This window comes from Microbacterium sp. JC 701 (genome assembly GCF_021026215.1).
GTDB classification, from domain to species: domain Bacteria; phylum Actinomycetota; class Actinomycetes; order Actinomycetales; family Microbacteriaceae; genus Microbacterium; species Microbacterium algihabitans.
Map to the genome: position 1 here is coordinate 40251 of NZ_JAJNCV010000004.1, position 24885 is coordinate 65135.

A 24885-nucleotide genomic window follows, 5' to 3' on the forward strand; every position below is an offset into this window, starting at 1 on the left:
GGATCAGCCCTGCATCCGGATCGAGGTGGGGTTGAGGAAGTTCGGCTGCTCGAACGTCGCGCCGCTCATGTAGTTCGGCAGGATGTTGTCGACGACAGGGAAGGTGTCGAACCGCTCGATGAGCTTCTGCTCGGCCTGCTGCCACAGCCCGCATGCCGCGTCGGGAGAGGCGGTCTTGGCCTGGGTGGCGAGCGCGTTGTACTCGGGATTGTCGACGAACATGAAGTTCAGTCCGCCCTGATCGGGGGTCGCCCCGCCGAAGAACAGGTCGAGCACGACGGGGCTGCCCGGGGCGATCTGAACCCAGCCCGTGTCCCAGTCGAAGCTCGTGTAGAGCTGGTCCGACCAGGCGGCGGCGTCATTCGCGGAGAGCTCGGTCACGACGCCGAGCTTGTCCCATGTCTCCTTCACGAGTTCGGCAGCCGGCGCGTGCGAGGCGGTCGGGGCGTCGTAGATGAACTTCACGTCCAGCGGTTTGCCGTCTTTCTCGCGGATGCCGTCGGAGCCGAGCGTCCACCCGGCTTGATCGAGCAGCTCCGCCGCACGATCGAGGTCGGTGTCGGGCAGCGACCAGCTCGGCGGGTCCTGCACGCAGAGCAGGGGCGTCTTCATCACGAGACCTGACGACGGCAGACCGGTGGCACCGGCGATGACCGGCCCCACCTCGTCGCGGTTGATCGCGGTCGACAGCGCCTCTCGCACGAGCGGGTCGGAGAACGGCCGTCCTTCGCGCTCGTTGAAGAGGATCTGGCCGACGGGATTGCGGACTCCCGTGTACTCGATACCGGCAGCTTGGAGGCGGTCCTGGTCGGGGCCGGTGACCACACCGGTGTTCAGCTCACCGGAGAGCAGCAGGTTGGTCACGGTGCTCTGGTCGGACACGATGCGGGCCTCGATCGTGTCGGGCAGGCCCTCGGTCTCGCCGGTGACCCCGTACGGGCCCCACGTGTACCCGTCGCGCTTGGTGAAGACGTACGCGTCTCCGGGGCGGGCTTCGCTCAGCTGGAACAGACCGGTGCCGTCGGTGGTGTCGGACAGCGACGCGATATCGGCGAGGCCCGCGTCGCAGACCATCATGATCGAGCCGAGGTTGACCGAGAGGAACGGATCGTTGACGGTGCTCGTCACTGTGACGACGTTGCCCTCGGCCGTGGCGGAGACGGCCTCGGTGATCACGGTGCCGTACGAGAAGGTCGCATTGGCCGGATCGGCGTTGTAGTTGAGGTTGTCGGCCACGGTCTGCCCCGTGAAGGGCGAGCCGTCGGCACAGGTGATGCCGTCTTTCAGGGTGAAGGTGGCCGAGGTGCCCTCATCGGTCCAGCTCTCGGCGAGCCAGGGCTCGTACTCGCCGTCAGGGGTGACGTAGATGAGCGACTCGTAGGCGATGGTGACCACGTCGAAGGTGTCGGGCGAGACCGTCTTCATCGGGTCGAGATCGCCCGGGTCGTCGCTGATCGCCTTGACGAAGGTGCCGCCCGACACGACCGAGCCCCCACCTCCGCCGTTCTCGGAGGGTGCGGCGCACGACGCCAGTGTCAGTGCGAGGAGGACGACCCCGGCGGCGGCCGGGGCGACGGTGCTGCGTTTCATTGCCTTGCTCCTTGATTCGGGTGAAGCGTCAGTGGTGCCAGACGTGGTGCTCGAGAGGTGGTGCGAGTGGGCGTGGTGCGGGCGGGTCAGCGCGCGGGGATGGGCGCGGCGAGGTGACTCAGGGGGCCGGCGGCTTTCACCGACACCTTCAAGGTCGGACGAGCGGTGTAGGACAGCGATGTCTCGAGGACATCGACGATCTCGACCGCGAGGGGATCGGCCCCCGCCTGGATGGCCTTGGCGATCGCCGCTTCCGAGGCGGCCGCGATGGCAGCATCCCGGTCGTCGGCGTCGGAGATCTGCTCGGCGCGGCCCCCGGCGAGGGAGATGGCCGCTCCAACCGCGTTCGCGACGTCAGCCCGGTCGGGGCGCAGAACGTCGCCGGCACCCGGCAGGTCGTCGGGAACGAGGAGGGCGCCGCCGCCGACCACGACCAGCGGCAGGTCGAGGCGACCGAGCGACAGACGCTCGACCGCCTCCTCGATGCGCTCGTGGGCGTGGGCGAGCGCGGCGGACAGCATGTCGCGCTTGGCGCTCGAGAGCGGCGGCAACGAGCGGCCCGGGATCCCCTGACCCGCCGCGGCTGCGGCGTCGGTGAGGGTCGCCGTCGAACCGCCGAAGAGCAGAGCTTCCTCGGTGATGCGGTAGCCGACCGACCGGGGCCCCACGGCGCCCGTGCGCCGGTCGATGACCGTGCCACCGCCGATGCCGAGGCTCAGGATGTCAGGCATGCGGAAATTGGTACGGACGCCGCCGATGTCGCGAGGAAGGGTCGATTCACGGGGGAAGCCGTCGACGAGGACGCCGAGATCGCTCGTGGTGCCGCCGACATCGACGACGATCGCGTTCTTCGCGCCGGAAAGGAATGCCGCCCCGCGGATGGAGTTGGCCGGCCCGGAGCCGATCGTCAGCACGGGGTAGCGCACCGCGTAGTCCAGCGACATGAGCGTGCCGTCGTTCTGGGCGAAGAAGGTCGACACGTCGAGCCCTTCTTCGGCGACGACGTCGACGAGCGCGCGCGTCACCTCGCTCGCCACACCGCGCAGCGCCGCGTTGAGGACAGTGGCGTTCTCGCGCTCGAGGAGGCCGTCGGGCCCGATGTCTTGGCTGAGGAACACCGGCATCGCTTCGCCGAGGTGGTCGTGCACGAGCTGCTCGACCTCACGCTCCTGCTCGGGCGAGGAAGGGCTGAAGATGCCGCAGATCGCGACGCTGTCGAATGTGCCGCCGAGGCGGTCGAGGAAGCGACGAATGCCGTCGCGATCCAACGGGGCGATGGGCGTACCGTCGACCATGTGGCCGCCGCCGAGCATCGCCGCTCCGGCGAGCACCTGCTCGCTGAGATCGGTCGGCCAGCCGGTGAGCGGGGGCCATTCGGTCGCGGCCGGTGCCCCGAGGCGCACGAGAGCGACCTTGTCGAGACCCCGGCGGGCGACGATCGCGTTCGTGGCGTGGGTGGTGCCCAGCATCACGCGCGAGACGCGATCGCGATCCCCTCCGATCTGCGCCAGCACCGCGGCGATGCCGGCGCGGATCCCGCCGATGACGTCGGCGGTCGTGGGCTGCTTGGTCCACGCGATGACGGACCCCGCGGCATCCACCACCACCGCGTCGGTGTTGGTGCCGCCGACGTCGACGCCGATGGACAGGTCGCGAACGGCGCTCATCGAGCGTCCTTCCGTTCGAAGGGGACGTAGGGGAGGTCGTATCCGAAGGCGCGGGGCCCTGCGAGCTCGAGACCGCGCTCGGTGCGCCACAGCGGATCGCATGCCCACGCGAGCACCGACACGCGCTGGCCATAGCGCAGCATCTCCGTGGAGATGGCATGACCGGTCTCGAGGTCGACGACGGTGATGAGGTCGGGGACTGTCGCGAGCACCTCACCGTCTTCGAGGACCACGAGGTTCTCGTTGCGCAGTTCGACGCGCTGGAGACGCCCGCGGTCGTCGCCGATGCCGGCGATCGTGAGGGAACCGCGCACGAACCCGCCCTCCGTTCGACGGGAGACGTCGGTGATCTTGCCGGTGATCAGCACGTCGGCTTCGAGTTCATCGGCGACGGCGCGTACGGGCTCGGTCGATTCGAGCAGGGCGTGCCCGACGCGGATCGCGGTGCTGATGGTGTTCGGAATGACCGCGCCCGCCGCCGAGTCGGCCGTGAGCAGGTAGTGCGCGCCGAGGCAGATTCCGCCCGCGGCCACGGTGACGGCCCGTGCGTGACGCTCGAGCCACGACAGGTCGACGGTGCGAAGGGTGACGACGTTGCCCACCACGTCGCTGAGCACGGCGAAGTCGCACGGCACACCGGCGACGTTGGTGGAGATCATCGTCGCCTCGGGGAAGGCGCGGCCCATGCCGTCTGCGTCGAGGAGTGCAACGCCCAGGCGCGCGGCCCACCCGGCCGGGGAGACGCCGTTACTGCCGCCGATCTCCGCGGGCATGATCGCCGTGATCTTTCGGCCCGCAACGCGCTCGGCCTCGTCCAGCAGCGTCTCGATCTGCCGCACCGACGAGAGCATCTCGATGCCGACGGTCGGAGCGCCGATGCCGCTCATCATGATGACCGCATCGTCGGGACCGAGGTCGTCGACGGAGAGCAGGCGCACGGGGCCGTGCTCGCGGATCGCGCGCTCGGTGGTCAGCTGCGAGGTGTACACCGCACCGCCGCCACCGGTGCCGAAGATCGCGGCCCCCGCTGCGAGGGCGGCGATGTCGTCGGCCGTGACGTGCTCGGGGGCGCGCCGGGCGGCGGGCGGGACGAGGGACGGGGATGCCATGAGTCGACCCTAGGGACCACTTCCCGGAGCGACAATGTGCTCGGGTACCAGGGAATCGGCGTACATTGTGCTCGTGGCACAGCTCACCACCGCCGACCTCCTTGCTCAGGCAGAACGCCTGGGTATCTCGCACGTCGCCGGCCCGACGGCAGGCGCGACCATCGAACGCGTCGACGTCGCCGCCTTGTCGGAGCTCCCCTCCCTGCCCGCCGGCACGCTCGCGGTGGTCGCCGGAGACGAGCCGCCCGCCTCGTACCTCGTCGACGTGGCCCTGCGGCAGGCCAGTGCCCGCGGTCTCGCGGGACTCGTGATGCCGGTGGGCTTCACCGCGGCCGAGACGGCGACGGTGCTGGCCGACCGCGGGGGCGTCCCCGTGCTCGTCTCCTCGGCGGCCCGCGCCCCCGACCTCGCCGTCACGATCGACCGCGTCATCAGCGGCGGGGCTGCGGAGTCGATGACCCGCGCGGCCTTCGCCGTCGAGAAGGCCACCGCCGCAGCATCCGCGGGGGAGACGGATGCCGTGGCCGCCATTCTGGAGGCCGCCGGCACCGCACTCGGTGTGCGCGTGAGTCTGCAAGACGACCCCGGCACGTCGTGGACCGACGCCGACGCCGTGTTCGCCGGTGAGGTGCCGATCGGACGTCTCATCGCCGAGACCTCCGATCCCGCGGCCACCGTCGCGCTCCCCGTCGTCGCCTCGCTCGTGTCGCGCGCGATGCAGCGACACTTGCAGGATCGATTCGCCCCGAACCAATCGCGCGCCGACCTCATCGTCGAACTGATCCTGGCCGAGGCCGGACGCGTCGACGGCTTTGTCGCCCCCGCGGCGCGACTCGGCCTGCCGCTGCAGCTGTCCCATGCGGTGGCGTGGATGCGCCCGCAGCACCGCGTGGACCCGGGACTGCGCGCCCCGCGCTTCGTCGAGGCGGCCCTCGAACTGTTCACCCTCCAGCTCATCGACGATCGTCCCGAGCTCTGGCACATCGCCTTCCTGCAGGACGACGTCATCCTCGTCAGCAGCGAGGACCACGGCGCGGGCGATCATCAGCGCCGCCTGCGCGACGTGATCGTGCGCGTGCAGGCGCAGGCGCGTCGGCTCATCGGCGATGGATGGACCTACACGGTCGGTCTCGGCACTCCTCAAACGGGCGCGGCCGGACTACGCCAGTCGGCCGCCGAGGCGCGTGTGGCCGCCGACTCCGCGATCGCGGCCGGACGGCTCGACGCCGTCGAGCTCACAGACGTGACGGGACTTCGACGCCTCCTGCTGGACTTCTACGCCTCGCCCGTCAGCCGCAACCTGCTCGACGACCTCTTGCACCCCCTCGATGCTCTCGGCCCGGAGCGATCGGCCACGGCCGTTCGCACCCTCCTGTCGTACCTCGGCAACCGCAACTCGCTCACCCAAGCCGGGCGGGAACTCAACCTGCACCCGAACGCGGTCGGCTACCGCATCCGTCGCGTGCGCGAGGTTCTCGACGTCGACCTCGACGACCCCGACACGCGCTTCGCCGTCGAACTCGCCTGCCGCGTGCGCCTCATCGGTTCCACCCGCTGAGTCCCCTGTGCCCGTGGCACACTCGCGACCACCGATGCTGTGCCGGGAAGACGAAGAGGCATCGGCGGGCGGCGGATAGCGTCGAAGGCATGCTTTCCAGCGACTTCCGCGTGCTCGGGCTCGAGGACATCCGCGCCACTCTGGGCGAGCCCGAGGGCCCTTCGATGCAGAAGATCACGGACCGCCTCGACGAGAACTGCCTGCGCTTCCTCGCCCATTCCCCCTTCGCCACCCTGGCGACGGCGGACGCGGAGGGCCGCTGCGACAGTTCGCCGCGCGGGGACTACCCCGGGTTCGTGCGAGCACTCGACGACCGCACCATCGTGATCCCCGATCGCCTCGGCAACAAGATCGCCGATTCGATGCGCAACATCGCCGACAACGGTCACGCCGCTCTGCTCTGCTTCGTGCCGGGCATGATCGAGACACTGCGCATCAACGGCCGAGCCGTCGTGACCGACGACCCCACTCTGCTGCGCGCGCTGGAGCAGGACCACAGCGTTCCCGACCTCGCGATCGTCGTGCACGTCGAGCAGGTCTACCTGCATTGCGGGCGCGCACTTCTGCGCGGCGGTCTCTGGGACGCAGACATGCAGGACCTCGCGACCCAGGTGCCGACGTCCGGACAGATCTGGGCGAGCACGTCGGGCTGGGACACCGCCGTCGGCGACGTCATCGACGACGCGATGTCCGGCGCTTACCGGGCGCTGTACTGAATGCGCACCCGTGAAGGCCTGATGCCCCTGGTGGTCCGGGAGATCACGCGTCAGACGCCCGACATCGTCAGCATCCGGATGCAGAACGCCGACGGGTCGCCCCTCCCTGCGTGGCAGCCGGGGGCCCACGTCGACCTGCAGCTCATCACACGCCACGAGCGTCAGTACTCGCTGTGCGGCGACCCGGCCGATGTCGCGTCTTACCGTGTCGCGGTCCGCCGGGAGGAACTCTCTCGCGGTGGCTCGCATTACATCCACGCGTTCCTTCGCGAGGGTGCGACCGTGTGGGTGCGCCCTCCCCGCAACCTCTTCGAGCTCGGTGAGGCTCGGGCCTATCTGCTGCTGGCCGCCGGGATCGGTGTCACCCCGATCCTTGCGATGGCGCGGCACCTGGCATCCGTGGATGCCGAGTGGCGCATGATCGTCGCCGCCCGCACGCGCGACGGGGTCGCGTTCGCCGATGAGATCGGCGCGCTGGGCGAACGCGCGACGGTGCATGTCAGCGCAGAGGAGGGTCGTCTCGACCTCTCGACCCTGCTCGGCACCATCGCACCGGGCACCGACGTCTACGCGTGCGGCCCCGCCGCCTTCACCGACGCGCTTCATGCCCTCGCTCCGACGCTGCCGGAGGGTTCGGGCATCCACCTCGAACGCTTCGTCCCGCGCGCGCGGGAATTCAGCCCGAACGAGGCGTTCACTGCGACAGCGGCTCGGTCCGGAGTCACCGTGGACGTGCCGCCGACGAGATCGTTGCTCGAGTCCCTGCAGGGGGCCGGGGTGGCGGTCAGCGGCTCGTGCCTGCGCGGGGTGTGCGGTTCGTGCGCCGTGCCCGTGCTCGCGGGAGCCGTGGAGCACCGCGACTCGCTCACGACCGACGACGACGCGCGTCTGATCTACCCGTGCGTCTCGCGCGCACGGTCCGGCGAGGCGCTGGTCCTCGACGTCTGAGCACGGCACGCGACGCCGGGGCGTGAGCGCTCCCCTCCGCGCACGGAATTTGCGCGCGCGGCGCCGCCAGGGCGCCCCCGTCTCACACGGCCCGGTGCGTGAAACGCCCGCCGAGCAGCGTCGCCGCCACCGGCATCTCGCGCAACTCGTCGCGTTCGCTCGCGAACGGGTCGCGTTCGACGACGACGAGGTCGGCGGGCTGGCCCACCGCGAGGCGACTGCGCGTGCTCGCGTCCAGGGCGACGTCGAGCGGGAGGCGCTGTTCCGGGTGCCAGGCGTCGCGGTCACCACGACTGCGGGTGGTGCCCGAGGCGATTGCGTGCCACGGATCGAGAGGTGCGACGGGGGCGTCGGATCCGAGACGCAGGGCAGCGCCCGACCGATGCAGCGACCCGAATGCGAACGCGCGCGCGGTGCGTCCCGCCCAATGCACGTCCGCGATGTCGCGGTCGTCCATCGCGTGCTCGGGCTGCACGCTCGCGATGAGACCGGCTCGAACGAAGCGCGCGAAATCCTCGTCGCGCACGAGCTGCGCGTGCTCGATGATCCCCGGCATCCCGAGCTCTTCGAACACTTCGATGACCTCGGTGTTCGCCCGGTCACCGATCGCGTGGACGGCGGGCAGGATGCCGCCTTCCCGGGCACGCAGCAGCAATCGGCGCAGCTCGTCGACGGGAACGCTCTGCACGCCGCAGCCGTGCTCGGAGTGAGGGCCGGAGCCGGGGTAGGGGTCCCAGCACCAGGCGGTGCGGGTGTTGAGCGAGCCGTCGACGACGACCTTGAGCCTGCCCATCCGCACGAGTCCCTCGCCATCGAGCACGTCGCCGGTGCGCAGGCCGAGGGATATCGCCTCTTCGAGGCGATCCGGCCAGACCGACGCGTCGACGCGGAGCGAACGCACCCCTGCCGCTGCTCGTGCGGGCCACTCGGCGAAGTTGGGCACGTTCTCGTAATCGACGACGCCGACGACGCCGCGGCGGGCAGCCGCATCCGCCACGTGCGCGAAAGCCTCTACGGGGATGGAGGCGGCTTCCTGGAACCTCTGCAGCGAGCCGATCCAGTCCCTTTCGGACACGACTCCGGTCGCGTCCGGCCGCAGCCCGAACCGTTCGGCACCTCGTGTGTTCATCCACCCGGCGTGCAGGTCGCCGCTGACGAGCACCACCGCATCGTCGGGGAAGGCTTCGTCCAGCGCCGCGAGCGAGGGCGGGGTCGACCACAGACCATCGCGATAGCCGTAGCCGACGAGCACCCCGTCGGTTCGCGGAGCGTCGGTCGCGACGGCCCGACGGACGGCGGCGATCGCATCTTCAGGACTGCGAGTGTCCGCGAGATCGATGCGCCGACTCGAGATCACCCACTGCGTGAAGTGCACGTGCGCATCCCACAGGCCCGGACCGACGAAGCGGCCATCGAGGTCGACCACTTCGCCTGAGACGGGACCACCGGTCGGCCGGATGGCGGCGATCGTCCCGTTGTTCAGCACGACGTCGATCGGGTCGGCCCCGTCGTAGGCGCGTCCGCCGCGCAGGGTGAGGGCGTTCACAGCGCGGGCACCGGAGCGCCGACCATGCCGAACAGATCCTTCGGATCGTCGGGGGCGGCCACCAGGTCGATCTGTTGGGCGAGATCCGTTCCGGCGACGCTGTCGCGCAAGAAGCGAAGGGCCGAGAAATCCTCGATCGCGAAGCCGACCGAGTCGAACACGGTGACCTGCTCGGCCGACGTGCGCCCCGCCCGCGACCCGGCGAGGACTTCCCAGAACTCCGTCACGGGGAAGTCCGCGGCGACGCGCTGGATCTCGCCCTCGATCCGGGTCTGCGGGGTGTACTCGACGAACACCGGTCCGCGGGACAGGATCGCGGGGTCGAGTTCGGTCTTGCCGGGGCAGTCTCCACCGATCGCGTTGATGTGCATCCCGGATGCCACGTCCTCATCGTGCAGCACGGTCGCGGAGGCTTTGTCGGCGGTGCACGTCGTGACGATGTCCGCGCCGCGTGCTGCCTCGGCCGCGGAGTCGCACACCACGATGTCGAAGCCCATCGGGGCGAGGTTGCGCACCAGCTTGGCCGTGGCCGCGGGGTCCACGTCGTAGACGCGGAGTCGATCCACCCCCAGCACACCGCGGAAGGCGAGGGCCTGGAACTCGGCTTGACTGCCGGCCCCGATCATCGCCATCGTTCGCGCATCGGGTCGAGCCAGGTGTCGGGCGACCATCGCCGAGGTGGCCGCGGTGCGAAGGGCCGTCAGCAGCGTCATCTCCGACAGGAACACGGGGTAGCCGTTGTGCACGTCGGCGAGCACGCCGAAGGCGGTGACGGTCTGGTATCCGCGACCGGGATTGAAGGGGTGGCCGTTGACGTACTTGAACGCATACGTGTCGGGATCGCTGACGGGCATCAGCTCGATCACGCCGAACGGCGTGTGGCTGGCCATGCGCTCGACCTTGTCGAACGAGGTCCATCGGCGGTAGTCGGCCTCCAGATAGGAGACCATCTCGGACATGAGCCGCTCGGCGCCGTGCGTGGAGACCCACCGCACCATCGCATCCACGCCAACGAATCCGGTCATCGTGCTTCTTCCTCTCGGGTGCGGATGGCGTCCATCCGATCGGCCAGGGCCGAATTCTCGTAGGGTCCGGGGGCGCGCAGCGCCGCCACCACGCGGTCGACCACCGCGTCGGGCTTGTCCTGACTGAGCTTCTGCTTCGCCTCGAACCGTGTCACCGGCAGCCGGAAGCCAACCGTTCCGTGCACGATGCGCTCGGCGTACGCGGAGTTCTCGAGCGTCCGGTGCATCAAGAACGGATTCGGCAACGGTGCCTCGAAGTGCGCGACGAGCCGGTCGAGCACGGCGAGATTCTCTTCGTCGCTCAGCAGCTCCGGCGTCCCGTACAGGTGCGCCACGACGAAGTTCCAGGTCGGCACGGCGGGAGAGGTGTCGTACCAGCTCGGTGAGACGTATCCGCTCGGACCGGACACGACGACCATCACCTCGCGCGTGCCGAGCTCGTGCAGCGCCTCGTCGGGGCGTCCGACGTGACTGACGAGCGCGAAAGGCTCCGCATCATCGACGAGGACGGGATAGTGGGATGCCACGAGCCCGCGTCCCGGGACATGGCTGACCAGCGTCGCCCAGGGGTTCTCGCGCACGAGAGCGCGCACGGCGTCGACGTCGTCGAGGGCGTAGTCGGGGGTGTACCTCATCGGCGCACCGCCGGCCCGAAGACGAGGACGAGCTCGGCGGAGGCGGCCGAATCGTTGCGGACGCCGTGGGTGACACCGGCGCGCGCATAGGCCGCGTCTCCCGCCGTGAGGACACGGTCCACACCGTCAGCGGTGAAGACGATCTCTCCCGACGTGACGACGTAGAGCTCGTCGCTGCTCTCGGCCGAGCAGCTGTCTTCGGCTCCGGCGAGGTGCCGATGCTCCCCCTCCGACGCCCCCGGGTCGAGCCGGTACAGCATCACCTGGGTTCCGAGGGCGGTGGCATCCGCGAAATACCATTCGATGCCCACGCGCCCCTCGCCCTCGTACAGGGTCCAGTCGTGGTGAGCTTCGTCGCGTCGTTGGATCAGCACGTCGCTCACATCGCCGGGACGACCGTCGCGTCGACCGCGAAGGCCGACACGTCGTCGGTGGTCGGGCGACCGGTCGCGAGCTCTGCCAGAGCCAGTCCGAACGCGGGGGTGAACTTGAAGGCGTGACCGGCCCCGAGGGCGACGACGACGTCGGGGTGTTCGACGAGGGGGCCGAGCACGAACCGCCGATCGGGCGTCAGGGCGTACTGGCACGTCACCGTCCGCAGGGCCGGTCCGCTCCCCGGAATCACCGCCCCGAGGAACGCGGTGAGCTCGCCGAGGCGCTCGCCGGAAGGGACGAAGGTGCGCTCGGCAGGAGTCATGAGGTTCTCGGAGACGTCGCGGGCCGCCTTCACGGTCGGCTCGCCGTACGTGGGGAAGCCGTAGAAGCACTGCTCGTCTTCCCAGATCCACACCGGGAAGCGCGAAGGGTCGAACGCTCCCGGCTCACCCGGGGCGAAATACGTCACCTGCTCCTGCATCACTTCGAGCGGGATCCGGATGCCGAGCGGCTCGAGCAGCGTGTTCGTCCAGGCGTCCGCCGCGACGACGACGCGGCGCGCGCGCACCTGACCGGCGTCGGTGGTGACGACGACTCCCCCGCCGTCCACCGGCATCAGCCCCTCGACGCGGGTCCGGTCACGGAGGTCGGCGCCGAGCACCCGCGCGTGGATATGGAGGGCCGCAACGGTGCGGGCCGCGTGGGCGATGCCCGAATCGGGTGTGAAGACGGTCGTGACACCCGCGGGGATCGCGAACTGCGGCCATCGGCTCCGCACCGCGTCGGGGTCGAGCAGTTCGAAGGGCACGTCGCTCTCGGCGAGACTCCGGGCGAAGTCGTCGGCGTCGTACGGACCGTCGTCGGGGATGAACACGACTCCCCCGGTCACCGTGAGCAGCCGCTCACCGGTCGCGACCTCGAGCGCCGCCCACTCCCGGTACGCCGCCTGCGCGAACCGCACGTACGCCGCGGCACCGTAGGAGGTCCGGACGATCCGCGAGGTGTCGTGCGAGGCTCCGCGCACGTGACCGAGCTCGTACTGCTCGAAGGCGACGACGCGCGCGCCGAGGCGGGCCAGGTGGTACGCAGCGGCGCTGCCGAGCGCGCCGAGGCCGACGACGGCGACGTCGAACTCCTCCATGACGGGTCCCTTCCACCGGCGGGAACGGATGCCGCGACGGATACCGGTAATTATTCGAACCGCCCGTCGCGGCGCTGTTACGGTCACCACCAGCTGCAATACTCGGCCGTCGGGATTGCAGTTATGCGAGGAGACCGCTGTGACCGCACGCGTCGAGCAAGCCGTGGCCATCCTCCGCGCCGTCGCCGGACGCACCGACCCGACATCTCCCCTCCCCCTGGCGGCGATCTCCGCTTCCGTCGGAGCGGGACTCAGCACGGCCTCGCGGGTGTGCGCGGGACTCGTCGAGAGCGGCATGTTGGAGCGAGGCGAAGCCTATGGGACCTTCGCGACGGGGCCTCGCGCGTTAGCGCTGTCCGGGAGCGCCGCCGCCGCGCTCGGGCCGACCGTTCATTTCGAGCTGCACCGGCTCGCGCAGGAGACCGCTGAAACCGTGATCCTCTCCGCCGCCGAGGGCACGGGCGCACGCATCATCGCCTCGGTCGGCTCCGGGTGGACCCTGCACGTCCCCGCAGCGGTCGGCGACGTGGTCACCGACGCCCGTCGCGCGGTGATCCGCGCTCTCGCGGGCGACGCGGAGGAGGCGGTGGTCGAGTCGCAGGCGGGCCGTGCTGTCGAGATCGCCGTCCCTCTCACCGCTCCAGACGGCCGCCGTCTGCTGTCGTTGGCGATCGCCCTTCCCGTCTACCGTGCCGCTCGAGCGCGTCCTCGCATCCGACGTCTGCTCGCCGACGCCCGCCGCGCCTTCGAACGTGCCCTCGACGAAGGGCATCGCGGTCCCGTCGTCCCGCCCCCGCTCGATCGCTCGACGATCACGACGTCCGTCCGGACGGAGGAAGCCGCCCTACGTCTGGTCGAGCACCTCGCCGTCGCCCCTGGCTCGGCGACGGCCGCAGCCGCGGCCGTGGGGTTGCGGCCCGACCGCGCTCGGCGCCTGGTGGACGCTCTCGTGCGCTCGCGCCTGCTCGCCCGCGACTTCGAGACCGACGCGTTGCACGTCGACCCGGCGATCCACGCCTGGCATCGGGCGGCATTCCTCCCCTCACTCGCCCGCAGGGGGTCCGCGCGCGCGATGACGACGGCCGAACGCGTCGGCGCGTGCGTCTTCGTGACGACCCTCGCGGGCATGCGCAGTTTCACCGTCGTCGAGCACATCGAGCCGATGGGTGAGGGCCTGCTCATGGCCCCATGGCTCGGCCGCCCCCACCCCCTGGTCGGCTCCGACGGCGGGCCCACCCTCGCCATGGACTTCGACGCCGCTCAGCTCGCCCACCTGTTCCCACGGCGGCACGGAGCATCGGAGTACGACCAATTCGTCCGACGCGTCCAGCGGGTACGCGCCGACGGCACGCTGACCATGCGCTCCGTCGACGAGTTCGGGATCACGTCGATCAGCGCCCCCGTCCGTGATGCCGCCGGGCTCGTCGCCGCAGCCGCCTGCATCGTCGGCGCGACCGAGGACGTCTCGATGCGCCTTCCCGAGCTGCAGGAAGCCGCCCGCATGCTCGCCGCGAGGCTGTCCGAGGATCTGGGCGCGACGTACGCGGCCTCCAGCGGTTCCATCGAGGCGGTGGACGCGGCATCCATACCGCCCTCCCGCTGACTCCGACTATCGTCGCTGCGAACGAGAGAAGGCCTCCGGATGCCGCTGACCCCCGAACCCGCGATCCACTACGTCACCGACGGCGACGCGGCCCATCCGACGGTGGTGCTCATCGCCGGCGGCGGGGCGCAGCTCATCGCCTGGCACGTGGATCTCGTCGCCCAGCTCGTCGACCGTGGCCTGCACGTGGTGCGCATCGACAATCGCGACGTCGGCCTCTCGGCGCGTTTCGGCGGGGTCGACGACATCGACGGCGGGTACGGCCTCGAGGAGATGGGCGACGACGTCGTGCGCGTGCTCGACGATCTCGGGGTCGCACGGGCGCATCTGGTCGGTCACTCCATGGGCGGAATGATGGCGCAGATGACCGCGCTGCGACATGCGGATCGCGTGGCGAGCCTGGGGCTGCTGTCGACGATCCCGGGGCGCGACCCGCGCTACGTCTTGCACGCCGAACCCGATCTGACGGGCGCCCCGGCGCGCTACACGCGTGACGAGGTGGTGGCCGGCGCCTCGGCGTTCGCGGCCGCCACCGCCGGCCAGCGGTACCCGCTCGACGTGGAGTGGAACGCCTGGGCCGCGGGCGAAGCGTTCGACCGCGGCTACTCTCCGGAGGGGTTCTCGCGGCAATGGGCGGCGCTGATGCGCGCGCCCGAGAGGCTCGAGTTGTTGCGAGACGTCGACGTCCCGGTTCTGGTGTTCCACGGCCGCGATGACGACGTGCTGCACTGGAGCGCCGCGGTCGACATGGCCGAGGCCCTCGTCGCCGCCGAGCTCCAGGTGCACCCCGGAATGGGGCATTACATCGTGCCGGAGCTCTGGCCCGAGTTGGTCGCGGGGATCGCGCGCACCGTCGCGGCCGGCGAGGCCCGTCACTGAGGAGCGCCCTACGTCGTGACGATGTCGACCACCGCACCGCGTTTCGTACTCTCCCACGAGCACATCTTCGAGCGGGCGTTCTTCTGCCGCTCGCGGGAGAACACGTCGCGGTGGCCGATGTCGCCGTCGAGGGTCGAGCTGCGCGAGCGACCCGCCCGCGCCTGAGCGTCAGTGCGCGGCGGTCGCTCCGCGGCGCGTCAGCCGCGAGATGCCCGTCACGATCCCCACGATGATCAGGCCGAGGATCAACCCGAACACCGCCGACATGGCCGTCTCGACGATCCACTCGACGACCGGGCCTGCGGCCTCGATCGCGTGAGTGACGACGTGGACGAGGTCGTAGGGACCCGACCAGAAGGTGTCGGCGAGGTTCTGCAGCACCAGGTGCCCACCGACCCACAGCATCGCGACCGTGCCGATGACGCTGATCACGCGGAAGACGGCGGGCATGGATGCCACGACCCGGGCCCCGAAGCGGCGGGCGCCCCGCGACTCGCTCTTCATGAGACGCAGACCGATGTCGTCGATCTTCACCAGCAGGGCCACCGCGCCGTAGACGACGACGGTCATGGCCAGGCCGATGATGAGCAGCGCCCCCAGCGTCATCCAGATGCCGAAGTCGGGGTCGAGGCTCGAGAGGGCGATGAGCATGATCTCGGTGCTGAGGATGAGGTCGGTGCGCACGGCGCCCAGCACGAGCTTCTTCTCGTCGCGCGGCTCGTCGGCGTCGCCCTCGGAGTGGTGGACGCCAAACCACTCGAGCACCTTCTCGGCACCCTCGAAGCAGAGGAACCCGCCGCCGATGATGAGGAGGTAGGGAAGCACCCACGGAGCGAACGCGGTGAGCAGCAACGCGATCGGGATGATGATCACGTACTTGTTGATGATGCTGCCCAGCGCGATCTTCCACACCACCGGCAGCTCGCGCGCGGGCGTCAGCCCCTGCACGTACTGCGGAGTGACGGCCGCGTCGTCGATCACGACGCCGGCCGTCTTGGCACTCGCGCGCATCGCGGCGCTGAGGATGTCATCGACGACGGCGAGGAGTCCGACGGACATGCGCTTCTCCCGGGGTGCGAGGGCGCGCGAGGTGCGCACCGCAGGCACGACCCTATCGGGGTGCGGGGTCGTCGCCGACGGGGTGGCGCCGGCGTCGGCACTCTGTCGTCGCCGCGCGGCCGTCGCTAGGGTGAAGCCACCGCCACCGCAGAGGAGAGCCATGTCGTTCATCACACGCGGATTCTCGGGACGACGACGCGAGCGCGATCCTCGACTCCCACCCGGTCAGACCCTCGTGGGCGACTGGCCCGTGCTGTCGGCCGGGCCGACACCCCGCATCGCCGACGACGACTGGGAGTTCGCGATCGGCACCGAGAACGGCGTGCACCGCTGGAGCCGCGCCGAGCTCGAGGCCCTCGGCGTCGAGGACATCACCGTCGACATCCACTGCGTCACGCACTGGACGAAGCTCGACATGCCGTGGCGCGGTGTCTCGCTCGATCGCCTCTTCGCCGGGGTCGAGACCTCGCATCGCTTCGCGATGGTGCACTCCTTCGGCGGCTACACGACGAACGTCGCCCTCGACGACCTGCTCGGCGGCAAGAGCTGGATCGCCTTCGAGGCCGACGGGGCACCCCTGACGCCCGAGCACGGCGGCCCCGCTCGCCTGCTCGTGCCGCACCTGTACTTCTGGAAGAGCGCGAAGTGGGTGCAGGGGCTCATCACCATGCCGGCCGACAAGCCCGGCTTCTGGGAGCAGAACGGCTATCACCTGCACGGCGACCCCTGGCGCGAGGAACGGTACGGGTGACCGCGCGCACCGCGGCCTGGCACGCCGCGACCGTCGTCGCCTCGCGCCCCGAGACCGCGACGGCCCGGCGCATCGAGCTCGAGGTGCCCACCTGGCCGGGCAACGAGGCGGGCTCACACCTCGACGTGCGCCTCACCGCACCCGACGGCTACCAGGCGAGCCGGTCGTACTCGATCGCCTCGGCCGGCCCGGGTACGCGCATCGTCCTCGCCGTCGACGAGGTGCCCGACGGGGAGGTCTCGCCCTTCCTCGTGCACGACCTGCGTGACGGCGACCAGATCGAGGTGCACGGGCCGCTCGGGGCGTTCTTCGTGTGGATGCCCTCCGATGGCCCCGTACCGGTGCAACTGATCGCGGGCGGCTCCGGGGTCGTCCCCCTCTTCGCAATGGCCTCGGCGCACGCGGCGAGCGCCGACGCGACCCCCTTCCGGCTGCTCTACTCCGTTCGCACCCCCGACGACGTGTTCTTCGCTGACGAGCTCGAGGCGTTGGTCGGCGAACGGTTCGCCCTCGACCTCGTCTACACCCGCCGGGCCCCCGCGAACGCGGAGCGTGCCCCCGCACGACTGACCGTCGAGGGCCTACGCGCCGCGGTCATCCCGGCCGACCAGCGGCCGCGCGTCTTCGTCTGCGGACCGACCCCCTTCGTCGAGGCGGTCTCGGGCTGGCTCATCGAGGCGGGCCACTCAGCCGCCCGCATCCGCACCGAACGTTTCGGAGGTTCGTGATGACGCTTCTCGACGGCAATGCCCTGGCCGGTCGCCTCGACGACCTGCTCGGATGGGATGCCACGGCATCCGGGGTGCGATGCACCCACTGCGGGCTGACGGGACTGCTCGCCACGGCGACGGTGTACGCCTCGGCCATGGGGATCGTGGCGCGATGTCGCGGGTGCGACGCCGTGCTCCTCACCGTCGTCGACGGCCCCGACGGCCGTTCGTGGCTGGCGCTTTCGGGCGTGAGCGCGGTGGAGATGCACCGCGCCTGACCGTTCGCGTTGCGACGGAGCATCCGGCCCCGGAATACTCGGCGCTGATCGGCATCCGGCCACGGGGGTCCGGAGCGAAGAACAGGGAGCGGGCGATGAGCGACGCACAGGCAGGGTGGTACGACGACGGTTCCGGGCGGACGCGTTGGTGGGACGGACAGCGGTGGACCGAGCGGTTCCAGGAGCCGACCCCTCCGCAGCCGGGCGTCGCGGGTTTCATCGAACGGGCGCAGGCCGACGCGGTGGCCGGCGCACAGCCGCGGCCCGCCCAGAACGGCTACAACTACGTGGTGCTCCAGGTGGTGCTGAAGGAGAAGCTCTTCGGCAGCGGCTCGAACAACCTGACCGAACTCGAGGGCGTCATCAACCGTCAAGCGGCGCTCGGGTTCCGCCTGCACACGATCACGACTGCATCGTCGGGCAGCACCGGGTTCGGCGGGGGTGATCGCATCCAAGCGACGATGGTCTTCGAGCGGCAGGTCTGAGAGACGCCGCTGGCTGAAGCTGCCGGTCGCATCACCCGATCATGTAAACCATGCCCCGACCGTCCGCGGTCAGGGCTTCGACGAACTGCTGCGCCTTCTCGAGGTAATCGAGGACGTAGCGAAGCTCGTCATCGCGGTTCGCCCCGTGCGGGCTCCTCCACCCGTCGGCCCACGCACGAACACGAAACTCGTCGAAGAGAGCGAGGTCTGAGTGAATGGCCGGCATCTCCGTGGGGAGAATGGTTCGGATGAACGGTTCTCACCCGAACCCCGTCATAGTGACGTTCCCCTCGAAAATCCGGTGGCATGACGCTGCGGCATCCGTCTTCGAATCGGGCAGGGTCAGGTCTTGAAGCGCGGCCCACGCCTTGTCCAGATACAGCATGTCGCGTTTGGGCGGGACCTGTTCGAAGGTCGTGAAGCTCACCGTGGCGTGCGGCTCCAAGCCCCACGCGTCGGCGAGCGGGTCGCTGGACAAGATACTGCGGGGGTCTTCGATCGCCTGCCGGGCGTGGACAGCGTCGAAAGCGTATGCGTAGTAGCGAATTCCCATGGCCACAGCATTGCCACCACGGGGTCACGTCCGGCGGGCGCATGGGCGATCTGGGGAGAATCGCGGCGAGATCGTCTCTGGGGAGAAGCCTCGGGCTCGGCCCACAGTCGGTACGGCGCGCGTCGGGCGGCCCCTCGTACGGTCAATGTCGACAACACGCGAAAAGCCCCGGCGAACCGGGGCTTTTTCGGCGGAGACGGAGGGATTTGAACCCTCGGTCCCCTTACGGGGACTCCACCTTAGCAGGGTGGTGCACTAGGCCTGACTATGCGACGTCTCCAGGTGATCGACGCCTCTCGGCGCGAGCACACCGCTCAATACTAACCGGATGCCGCCCGGCATTCGAACCACGTTCGCGATGCCGGGCGGCGAGGACTCACTCGCGGACGTTACCGTTCGAGCACGTCGCCTGCGCCGCGGTCTGCCCGGCGATGCCCTCGGGCAGCACGACCGTTCCGGAGCTCGGGTCGGGTGTGGGCGTGGCACCGTCGGTCGGGGTCGACGTCTCGGTCGGCGCCGGAGTATCGGTCGGGGTCGGAGCGGGCGTCGCGTTGGGGTCGGCCACCACTCCATCACCGTCGCTGAGGTTGCCCGACAGCTGCAGCGGCTGATTCGCGGCGAGCGCGGCCCAGAGCGTCTTGGCATCGTCTTCGTTCGGCACGACGCGGTTCGGGTTCGACGGGTCGGTACCGGTCGGGTACTGGATGAAGACGATCTCGTTGAACGGCACATCCTTGACCGCCGAGGCGATCTGGACGAGCGTCAGCGGGTTGGTCAGCGACGTCGAGGGGTCGACGTTGCGCAGCGCGGTCGAGGCCAGCTTGTAGAGGGTCGCCGGGTTCGACAGCACCTCCTGGCTCTTCAGCTTGTTGGCCAGTCGCGACATGTACTGCTGCTGGTTCGAGATACGGCCGAGGTCGCCGCCGTCTCCGACACCGTGACGCGTGCGCAGGAACTGCAGGGCGTCGAAGCCCTTCACCGTGCGGATGCCGGCGGGCCAGTCGATGCCGGTGTACGGGTCTTTGATGCCGTTGGCGATGCAGACGTCGACGCCGCCGATGGCATCCGTGATGTTGATGACGCCGCCGAAGCTGACCTTGGCCGCGAACGGGATCTCGAGTCCGCTGAGCTCGGAGACCGTCTGCACGACGCACGACAGGCCGCCGTCTTCGAACGCGCTGTTGATCTGGGCGAAGCTGCGCGCGGAGTTCTCCTGCCCGTCGGCGTTGGTGCACGCGGGGATCGGCACCATCAGGTCACGCGGGAACGAGATGACCGTCACGCGCCGAGGCGCGTCGGAGATGTGGATGAGGAGGTTGACGTCGTTCAAGCTGCCGTCGGAGTCGGGACCTGTGCATCGATCGCCGAAGTACTGCGCGAACGCCGGCTCGCACTCGTCGGTGCCGACCAGCATCATGTTGACGCCGCCCTGCAGCTCGCCGATGTCGGGCGGGACGGCCGGTTGGTTCTTCAGGTCGACGGCGTCGGCGGTGAAGCTGCGTGTGAGGTCGACGGCGGCGTAGGCGAGCACCGTGCCACCCGATACGAGCACGACGGCGAGGGCGATCGCGAGGCCGCGCAGCAACTGGGCGACGGGGCCCGGCGACGTGAGTCGCCCATGGCGCGCGACGGTCCGCTGACCGCGCGAAGGGGTGGTCTTGATCACTCGGGTCCTTTCACGACGGATGCCGCCGGCCCGGCAGCACGTCACGCTCCGGCGCGGCCGGAGGTCGCAGCAATACTAGGGACGGGCGGCTGTGAATGGCGTGAAGACCTGGCGTTTCATCGGCGCTTCTCGCCCCGCTGACAGGCGCGCTCACCCGCGCGGCGCGCGGAGCCTCCGGCGGCGTGGGCCCAACTACGTTCGACTCCCGCCCAACCGGTCATAACGCAGAACGGCGGACCCCTGCGGGGCCCGCCGTTCTGCGTTGCGGAGGGTGTGGGATTCTCCCCACCGCCCCTCCACGCGCCGCTGCGCGGCGCGCGGAGCCTCCGGCGGCGTGGGCCCAACTACGTTCGACTCCCGCCCAACCGGTCATAACGCAGAACGGCGGACCCCTGCGGGGCCCGCCGTTCTGCGTTGCGGAGGGTGTGGGATTCGAACCCACGGGACATTGCTGCCCACTGGTTTTCAAGACCAGGTCCATCGGCCGCTCGGACAACCCTCCCGGACCCGACGAGTCTACCGAGCACGTCGCAACATCGAGTCCAGCCCCCGGGCGCGGGCACGGCATCCGGATACCGTCGCGCCTATGGCACCGATCGCGCGCAGCCCCCTGGCCTCGTTCTTCCTCCGGCTCGGCCGGCAGGTGTGGGTGCGCGCCGCCGTGTTCACCGTCGTCGGGATCGTCGTGGTGCTGGCCGCCCGATTCGTCGGGCCCCTGCTGCCGTTCTCGTTCAGCTTCGGGCTCGCCGACGACGCCGTCGGCTCGCTGCTGCAGATCATCGCGACCGCGATGCTCACCGTCAGCACGTTCTCGGTCACCGCGATGGTCACGGCGTTCTCGTCGGCCACCACGACCGCCACCCCGCGGTCGACGCAGCTGCTCATCGCCGACCCGACCTCGCAGAACGCGGTGTCGACGTTCGTCGGGGCCTTCGCCTTCTCACTGGTCGGCATCGTCGCCCTCGAGACGGGGTACTACCAGGGCCAGGGGCGCACGATCCTGTTCGTGGCGACGCTGGTCATCATCGTGATCGTCATCGTCACCTTGCTGCGATGGATCTCGCACCTGTCGACCTTCGGACGGATGGCCGACGTGATCGACCGCGTCGAGAAGGCGGCCACCGAATCACTGGAGGTCTACGCCGAGAGGCCGACGCTCGGTGCCCGCGCCGCAGTCGAGATCCCCGCCCGGGCGAGAGCCGTCTACGCTGCGGACGTCGGCTACGTCACCCACGTCGACGTGGCGGGACTGGGCCGCATCGCCGAGCGCTTCTCCGTCGACATCCACGTGCGGGCGACGCCGGGACGCATCGCCGACGCCCGCGTCCCCCTCGCGAAGGTCGTCGGGAAGCTCGACGACGACGTGATCGCGGGCATCCGTCGCGCATTCAGGATCGAGCACCACCGCACGTACGAACAGGATCCCCGGTTCGGTGTGATCGCACTCACGGAGATCGGCAGCCGGGCGCTCTCGCCGTCGACCAACGACCCGGGGACGGCGATCGAGGTGGTCGCCGCGCTCCAGCGCGTCTTTGCGCGCGCTCTGCGTACCGAGGCGGACGACGACGTCGCCCACGAGCACGTCTTCGTGCCGGCTCCGCGCCTGGCGGATCTCGTCGACGACGCGTTCCGCCCGCTGGCGCGCGACGGAGCGGGACTCGTCGAGGTGCAGGTGCGTCTGCAGAAATGTCTCGCCGCGCTCGCGGCATCCGCCCCTCGGAATGCACGGGTGTTCCGCGATGCCGCGCGCGAGGCGCTCCAGCGGAGCCGGCGCGAACTCCCCCGAGGCGACCGTCGGATGCTGGAGGGATCGGCGCGCAGCGCCTGGCGGGACGTCGCCGCGGGATCGGTCGACGACCGGCGCTCCTGACAGCGCGCTATGGCCGGGCTATCGATCCCCTTCGGCGTGACCACGCACCGTTGAGGGCGCCCTCCGCGAGGAGTAGACCGGGTCTCATCAGTCGTTCACGACCCACGGGCCGTCTGACATGAGGAGGTCACCATGATCGTCACCAGCATGTCTTCGCAGATCGTCCTGGCGGTGTTCGCGCTCGTCTACGCGGCATCCGTCCTCGCCGCGGTCGTCGCCGTGCGAGACCCGCACGCGTCGGTCGGGCTCAAGGCCGCTTGGGCGACCGCCCTGCTGTTGCTGCCGCCGGTGGGCCTGGTCGCCTGGGAGGCCGCACGCGTGGTCGATCACCGCGCTACGATCCGCCCCCTGAGCGCGGTCGATCGCACCGCGTACCTGGCCGACCGAGCCGCCCACGTGGCGAGCGGCTCCGCGCGAGTGTGAAGCGGGGCGCGGGCCGGCGCTGCGTCGGTCCGCGCGCCGTCAGAGCGCCCGGAGCACCGCCGCGACGCCGCCCTCGGTGACCGAGAGACCGACTTCGCCGGCCGCGGCGTGCACCTCGGGCGGACCCTGGTGCATCGCTATCGCCCGGCCGCCGTTGTGCACCGCCCACTGCATCATCTCGATGTCGTTGCGCCCATCGCCCATCACCAGGACGTTCTCGGGGGCGATGTCGAGCCAGCCGCGGACGAGTTCGAGCGCGGTGGACTTGTCGACGCCCTGCGGGGCGATGTCGAGCCACGCGGTCCAGCCGATCGCGTACGACACCTGGGACAGGCCGATGCGCTCGACCAGTTCGAGGAAGTCCTTGTCGGTCTGCTCCGGCGCGACCACGACCACGCGGCAGACAGGCTGGCCCGAGAGCTCCGCGAAGGTCACCTTGTTCGCGCCGACGAGGTTCCAGTCGTCGAGGTAGTCCGTGAACAGGCGCTTGCCGTCGGGCAGCTCCACGAGGAAGTGCGCCCCGGACAGGTGCTCGCCGAGCAGCGTCAGCACCTCGGTGGGGTCGAACGTCTCGACGTGCGCACGCTCGTACTCCGCGGCATCCGCTTCGCCGCCCCTGCGCATCACGATGGCGCCGTTCGAGCAGACGGCGTACTCGGGACGGATGCCGAGGCGCTCCATGACCCCGTGCGTGCTGTCCCAGCTGCGGCCGGTGGCGAGCATGACCTCGTGCCCCGCCTCTTGCGCGTGGCGGACGGCGTCGACGACACCGGGGCTGAGGGTCTCGTCTTCGAGGAGCACGGTGCCGTCGATGTCGAGGGCGATGAGCATGCGTCCGACCGGCGCCTCACGGGCGACGTCGGCGACGAGCTCGGCCGCCTCGTCCTGCGGCGACGCGTCGATGTCTCCGGTGCGGGGAAGGGCGGCCTCGTCGCTCACGCGATGGGCTCCATGACCTCGAGCCCACCGAGGTAGGGCCGCAAGACCTCGGGAACCGTGACCGATCCGTCGGCGCGCTGGTGCGTCTCGAGCAGCGCCACGATCCACCGCGTGGTGGCGAGCGTGCCGTTGAGGGTTGCGACCGGCTGCGTCTTGCCGCCGTCGGCCGGGCGGAACCGGGTCTCGAGGCGACGGGCCTGGTAGGTCGTGCAGTTCGAGGTGCTCGTCAGCTCGCGGTAGGCGTCTTGCGTGGGCACCCAGGCCTCGATGTCGAACTTGCGTGCGGCGCTCGAGCCGAGGTCGCCGGCGGCCACGTCGATCACGCGGTAGGCGAGGCCCAGGTCTTGCAGCATGCCCTCCTGCATCGCGACGAGGCGGTCGTGCTCGGCCTCGGCATCGGCCGGGTCGGTGTAGACGAACATCTCGAGCTTGTTGAACTGATGCACGCGGATGATGCCGCGGGTGTCCTTGCCGTAGGAGCCGGCCTCGCTGCGGTAGCAGGTGGACCATCCGGCGTAGCGCTTGGCGCCGCGATCGAAGTCGAGGATCTCGTCCATGTGGTACCCGGCGAGGGGCACCTCGCTCGTGCCGACCAGGTAGAGGTCTTCCTTCGGCAGGTGGTAGACCTCGTCGGCGTGCTGGCCGAGGAAGCCGGTGCCGCGCATGACCTCGGGACGCACCAGCGTCGGGGGGATCATCGGGGTGAAGCCCGCCTGCAGCGCGCGGTCGAGGGCCAGTGTCATCAGCGCCAGTTCGAGGCGGGCGCCGATGCCGGTGAGGAAGTAGAAGCGGCTGCCCGAGACCTTCGTGCCGCGCTCCATGTCGATCGCGCCGAGCAACTCGCCGATCTCGAGGTGGTCGCGCGGGGTGAAGTCGTAGGTCGGGACCTCGCCGTGCGTGCGCAGGGTGACGAAGTTCTCTTCGCCGCCCGACGGGACGCCGTCGATGACGATGTTCTCGATCTTCGCGAGGGCGGCTTCGGCGGCGGCCTCGGCCTCGGAGGCGGCGTGCTGCGCGGCCTTCACCTGCTCGCTGAGCTGCTTCGCCTCGGCCACGAGCGCGGCCTTCTCGTCTTTCGGCGCCTGCGCGACGCGCTTGCCGTGCGCGTTCTGCGCGGCGCGGAGCTCTTCGAACGCGGTGATGGCGGCGCGGCGGTCGCGATCGGCGGCGAGGGCGTCGTCCACCGAATCCGGCGACTCCCCGCGGGCGATCTGGGAGCGCTTCACGAGCTCGGGATCTTCACGCAGCAGGGTCAGGTCGATCACGCGTCCATCCTACGGTCGGCGTCGCGTGCCGCTTCGCTCCCCCGGGGGGCAGCCCGCGCCACGACCCGCGGAATCGCGCGCGCACACCGGGGTG

The 24885-nt window shown here is 70.1% G+C and carries 24 protein-coding genes and 2 tRNA genes; 11 read left to right on the forward strand and 15 right to left on the reverse strand.

Translation table 11 applies throughout. The annotated features are described in order from the left end of the window. Nucleotides 1-3: 3 nt before the first annotated feature. The 3 genes from LPW41_RS14440 to LPW41_RS14450 form a co-directional block, all read right to left on the reverse strand. Nucleotides 4-1590, reverse strand: a complete 1587-nt coding sequence (locus LPW41_RS14440; protein ID WP_230705216.1) for an ABC transporter substrate-binding protein — start codon at nucleotides 1588-1590, stop codon at nucleotides 4-6. 86 nt (nucleotides 1591-1676) lie between these two features. Continuing rightward, complete coding sequence (locus LPW41_RS14445) at nucleotides 1677-3257, reverse strand: hydantoinase/oxoprolinase family protein (protein WP_230705217.1); 1581 nt, start codon at nucleotides 3255-3257, stop codon at nucleotides 1677-1679. Further along, nucleotides 3254-4366 carry a DUF917 domain-containing protein gene (locus LPW41_RS14450; protein ID WP_154097757.1) on the reverse strand — a complete coding sequence of 371 codons (1113 nt, stop codon included), beginning with the start codon at nucleotides 4364-4366 and terminating at the stop codon, nucleotides 3254-3256. Before LPW41_RS14450 ends, LPW41_RS14445 begins: the two co-directional genes overlap by 4 nt. 73 nt (nucleotides 4367-4439) lie before the next feature. Here LPW41_RS14450 and LPW41_RS17115 point away from each other — a divergent pair, with 73 nt between their 5' ends. The 3 genes from LPW41_RS17115 (at nucleotide 4440) to LPW41_RS14465 (ending at nucleotide 7588) form a co-directional block, all read left to right on the forward strand. Then, nucleotides 4440-5924 carry a CdaR family transcriptional regulator gene (locus LPW41_RS17115; protein WP_230705218.1) on the forward strand — a complete coding sequence of 495 codons (1485 nt, stop codon included), beginning with the start codon at nucleotides 4440-4442 and terminating at the stop codon, nucleotides 5922-5924. Nucleotides 5925-6013: 89 nt separating this feature from the next. Next, nucleotides 6014-6640 (forward strand): MSMEG_1061 family FMN-dependent PPOX-type flavoprotein, encoded by a 627-nt coding sequence (locus tag LPW41_RS14460; RefSeq protein ID WP_230705219.1) that lies wholly within the window; start codon nucleotides 6014-6016, stop codon nucleotides 6638-6640. A gap of 21 nt (nucleotides 6641-6661) precedes the next feature. After that, on the forward strand, nucleotides 6662-7588 hold the full coding sequence (locus LPW41_RS14465; RefSeq protein WP_230705220.1) for a PDR/VanB family oxidoreductase: 927 nt from the start codon (nucleotides 6662-6664) through the stop codon (nucleotides 7586-7588). An 82-nt stretch (nucleotides 7589-7670) separates the two neighbouring features. On the opposite strand, the gene LPW41_RS14470 is transcribed toward LPW41_RS14465, so the two are convergent. Genes LPW41_RS14470 through solA form a run of 5 tightly spaced genes read right to left on the reverse strand, consistent with a single transcriptional unit; the run spans nucleotide 7671 to nucleotide 12310 of the window. Then, nucleotides 7671-9134, reverse strand: a complete 1464-nt coding sequence (locus tag LPW41_RS14470; RefSeq protein WP_230705221.1) for an amidohydrolase — start codon at nucleotides 9132-9134, stop codon at nucleotides 7671-7673. Then, nucleotides 9131-10159, reverse strand: a complete 1029-nt coding sequence (locus LPW41_RS14475) for an ornithine cyclodeaminase (RefSeq protein ID WP_230705222.1) — start codon at nucleotides 10157-10159, stop codon at nucleotides 9131-9133. The genes LPW41_RS14470 and LPW41_RS14475 overlap by 4 nt, the downstream gene beginning before the upstream one ends. Further along, nucleotides 10156-10794, reverse strand: coding sequence for an FMN-binding negative transcriptional regulator (locus LPW41_RS14480; protein WP_230705223.1), 639 nt, complete (start codon nucleotides 10792-10794; stop codon nucleotides 10156-10158). Before LPW41_RS14480 ends, LPW41_RS14475 begins: the two co-directional genes overlap by 4 nt. Continuing rightward, nucleotides 10791-11177 carry a cupin domain-containing protein gene (locus LPW41_RS14485; protein ID WP_230705224.1) on the reverse strand — a complete coding sequence of 129 codons (387 nt, stop codon included), beginning with the start codon at nucleotides 11175-11177 and terminating at the stop codon, nucleotides 10791-10793. Before LPW41_RS14485 ends, LPW41_RS14480 begins: the two co-directional genes overlap by 4 nt. Continuing rightward, nucleotides 11174-12310, reverse strand: coding sequence for an N-methyl-L-tryptophan oxidase (solA, locus tag LPW41_RS14490; protein WP_230705225.1), 1137 nt, complete (start codon nucleotides 12308-12310; stop codon nucleotides 11174-11176). The genes LPW41_RS14485 and solA overlap by 4 nt, the downstream gene beginning before the upstream one ends. A 139-nt stretch (nucleotides 12311-12449) precedes the next feature. On the opposite strand from solA, the gene LPW41_RS14495 reads away from it, so the two are divergent. Together LPW41_RS14495 and LPW41_RS14500 are read left to right on the forward strand one after the other, a co-directional pair. After that, nucleotides 12450-13913 carry a helix-turn-helix domain-containing protein gene (locus LPW41_RS14495; RefSeq protein WP_230705226.1) on the forward strand — a complete coding sequence of 488 codons (1464 nt, stop codon included), beginning with the start codon at nucleotides 12450-12452 and terminating at the stop codon, nucleotides 13911-13913. A 39-nt stretch (nucleotides 13914-13952) separates the two neighbouring features. Next, nucleotides 13953-14792 carry an alpha/beta fold hydrolase gene (locus LPW41_RS14500; RefSeq protein ID WP_230705227.1) on the forward strand — a complete coding sequence of 280 codons (840 nt, stop codon included), beginning with the start codon at nucleotides 13953-13955 and terminating at the stop codon, nucleotides 14790-14792. 168 nt (nucleotides 14793-14960) lie between these two features. On the opposite strand, the gene LPW41_RS14505 is transcribed toward LPW41_RS14500, so the two are convergent. After that, the gene (locus LPW41_RS14505; RefSeq protein ID WP_230705228.1) at nucleotides 14961-15851 is read right to left on the reverse strand and encodes a DUF808 domain-containing protein; all 891 of its coding nucleotides are present in this window, start codon (nucleotides 15849-15851) and stop codon (nucleotides 14961-14963) included. A 160-nt stretch (nucleotides 15852-16011) separates the two neighbouring features. Here LPW41_RS14505 and LPW41_RS14510 point away from each other — a divergent pair, with 160 nt between their 5' ends. The 4 genes from LPW41_RS14510 to LPW41_RS14525 all read left to right on the forward strand — a co-directional run bounded on the left by LPW41_RS14510 (nucleotide 16012) and on the right by LPW41_RS14525 (nucleotide 18075). Then, nucleotides 16012-16602, forward strand: a complete 591-nt coding sequence (locus tag LPW41_RS14510) for a molybdopterin-dependent oxidoreductase (RefSeq protein WP_230705229.1) — start codon at nucleotides 16012-16014, stop codon at nucleotides 16600-16602. Further along, nucleotides 16599-17330: an FAD-binding oxidoreductase gene (locus tag LPW41_RS14515; RefSeq protein WP_230705230.1), complete on the forward strand. Its 732-nt coding sequence runs from the start codon at nucleotides 16599-16601 to the stop codon at nucleotides 17328-17330. The genes LPW41_RS14510 and LPW41_RS14515 overlap by 4 nt, the downstream gene beginning before the upstream one ends. Continuing rightward, nucleotides 17330-17590: a DUF6510 family protein gene (locus tag LPW41_RS14520; RefSeq protein ID WP_230705231.1), complete on the forward strand. Its 261-nt coding sequence runs from the start codon at nucleotides 17330-17332 to the stop codon at nucleotides 17588-17590. Before LPW41_RS14515 ends, LPW41_RS14520 begins: the two co-directional genes overlap by 1 nt. Nucleotides 17591-17685: 95 nt before the next feature. After that, complete coding sequence (locus LPW41_RS14525) at nucleotides 17686-18075, forward strand: DUF2510 domain-containing protein (protein WP_144834651.1); 390 nt, start codon at nucleotides 17686-17688, stop codon at nucleotides 18073-18075. 259 nt (nucleotides 18076-18334) lie between these two features. On the opposite strand, the gene LPW41_RS14530 is transcribed toward LPW41_RS14525, so the two are convergent. The 4 genes from LPW41_RS14530 to LPW41_RS14545 form a co-directional block, all read right to left on the reverse strand. Continuing rightward, nucleotides 18335-18628, reverse strand: coding sequence for a hypothetical protein (locus LPW41_RS14530; RefSeq protein ID WP_154097769.1), 294 nt, complete (start codon nucleotides 18626-18628; stop codon nucleotides 18335-18337). 191 nt (nucleotides 18629-18819) lie between these two features. Further along, nucleotides 18820-18908: transfer RNA gene (locus LPW41_RS14535), tRNA-Ser, on the reverse strand. Between the two features lie 96 nt (nucleotides 18909-19004). Continuing rightward, nucleotides 19005-20294 carry an LCP family protein gene (locus LPW41_RS14540; protein WP_230705232.1) on the reverse strand — a complete coding sequence of 430 codons (1290 nt, stop codon included), beginning with the start codon at nucleotides 20292-20294 and terminating at the stop codon, nucleotides 19005-19007. Nucleotides 20295-20711: 417 nt separating this feature from the next. Then, nucleotides 20712-20796: transfer RNA gene (locus LPW41_RS14545), tRNA-Ser, on the reverse strand. Nucleotides 20797-20880: 84 nt separating this feature from the next. Here LPW41_RS14545 and LPW41_RS14550 point away from each other — a divergent pair. Next, the gene (locus LPW41_RS14550; protein ID WP_230705233.1) at nucleotides 20881-22164 is read left to right on the forward strand and encodes a DUF2254 domain-containing protein; all 1284 of its coding nucleotides are present in this window, start codon (nucleotides 20881-20883) and stop codon (nucleotides 22162-22164) included. Nucleotides 22165-22296: 132 nt separating this feature from the next. After that, nucleotides 22297-22587, forward strand: a complete 291-nt coding sequence (locus tag LPW41_RS14555; RefSeq protein ID WP_144834646.1) for a PLDc N-terminal domain-containing protein — start codon at nucleotides 22297-22299, stop codon at nucleotides 22585-22587. Nucleotides 22588-22626: 39 nt separating this feature from the next. On the opposite strand, the gene LPW41_RS14560 is transcribed toward LPW41_RS14555, so the two are convergent. Both LPW41_RS14560 and serS read right to left on the reverse strand, forming a co-directional pair. Next, entirely contained in the window at nucleotides 22627-23526 is a 900-nt protein-coding gene (locus tag LPW41_RS14560; protein WP_230705234.1) for an HAD family hydrolase, read from the reverse strand. Further along, the gene (serS, locus tag LPW41_RS14565; protein ID WP_230705235.1) at nucleotides 23523-24791 is read right to left on the reverse strand and encodes a serine--tRNA ligase; all 1269 of its coding nucleotides are present in this window, start codon (nucleotides 24789-24791) and stop codon (nucleotides 23523-23525) included. Before serS ends, LPW41_RS14560 begins: the two co-directional genes overlap by 4 nt. Nucleotides 24792-24885: the final 94 nt, after the last annotated feature.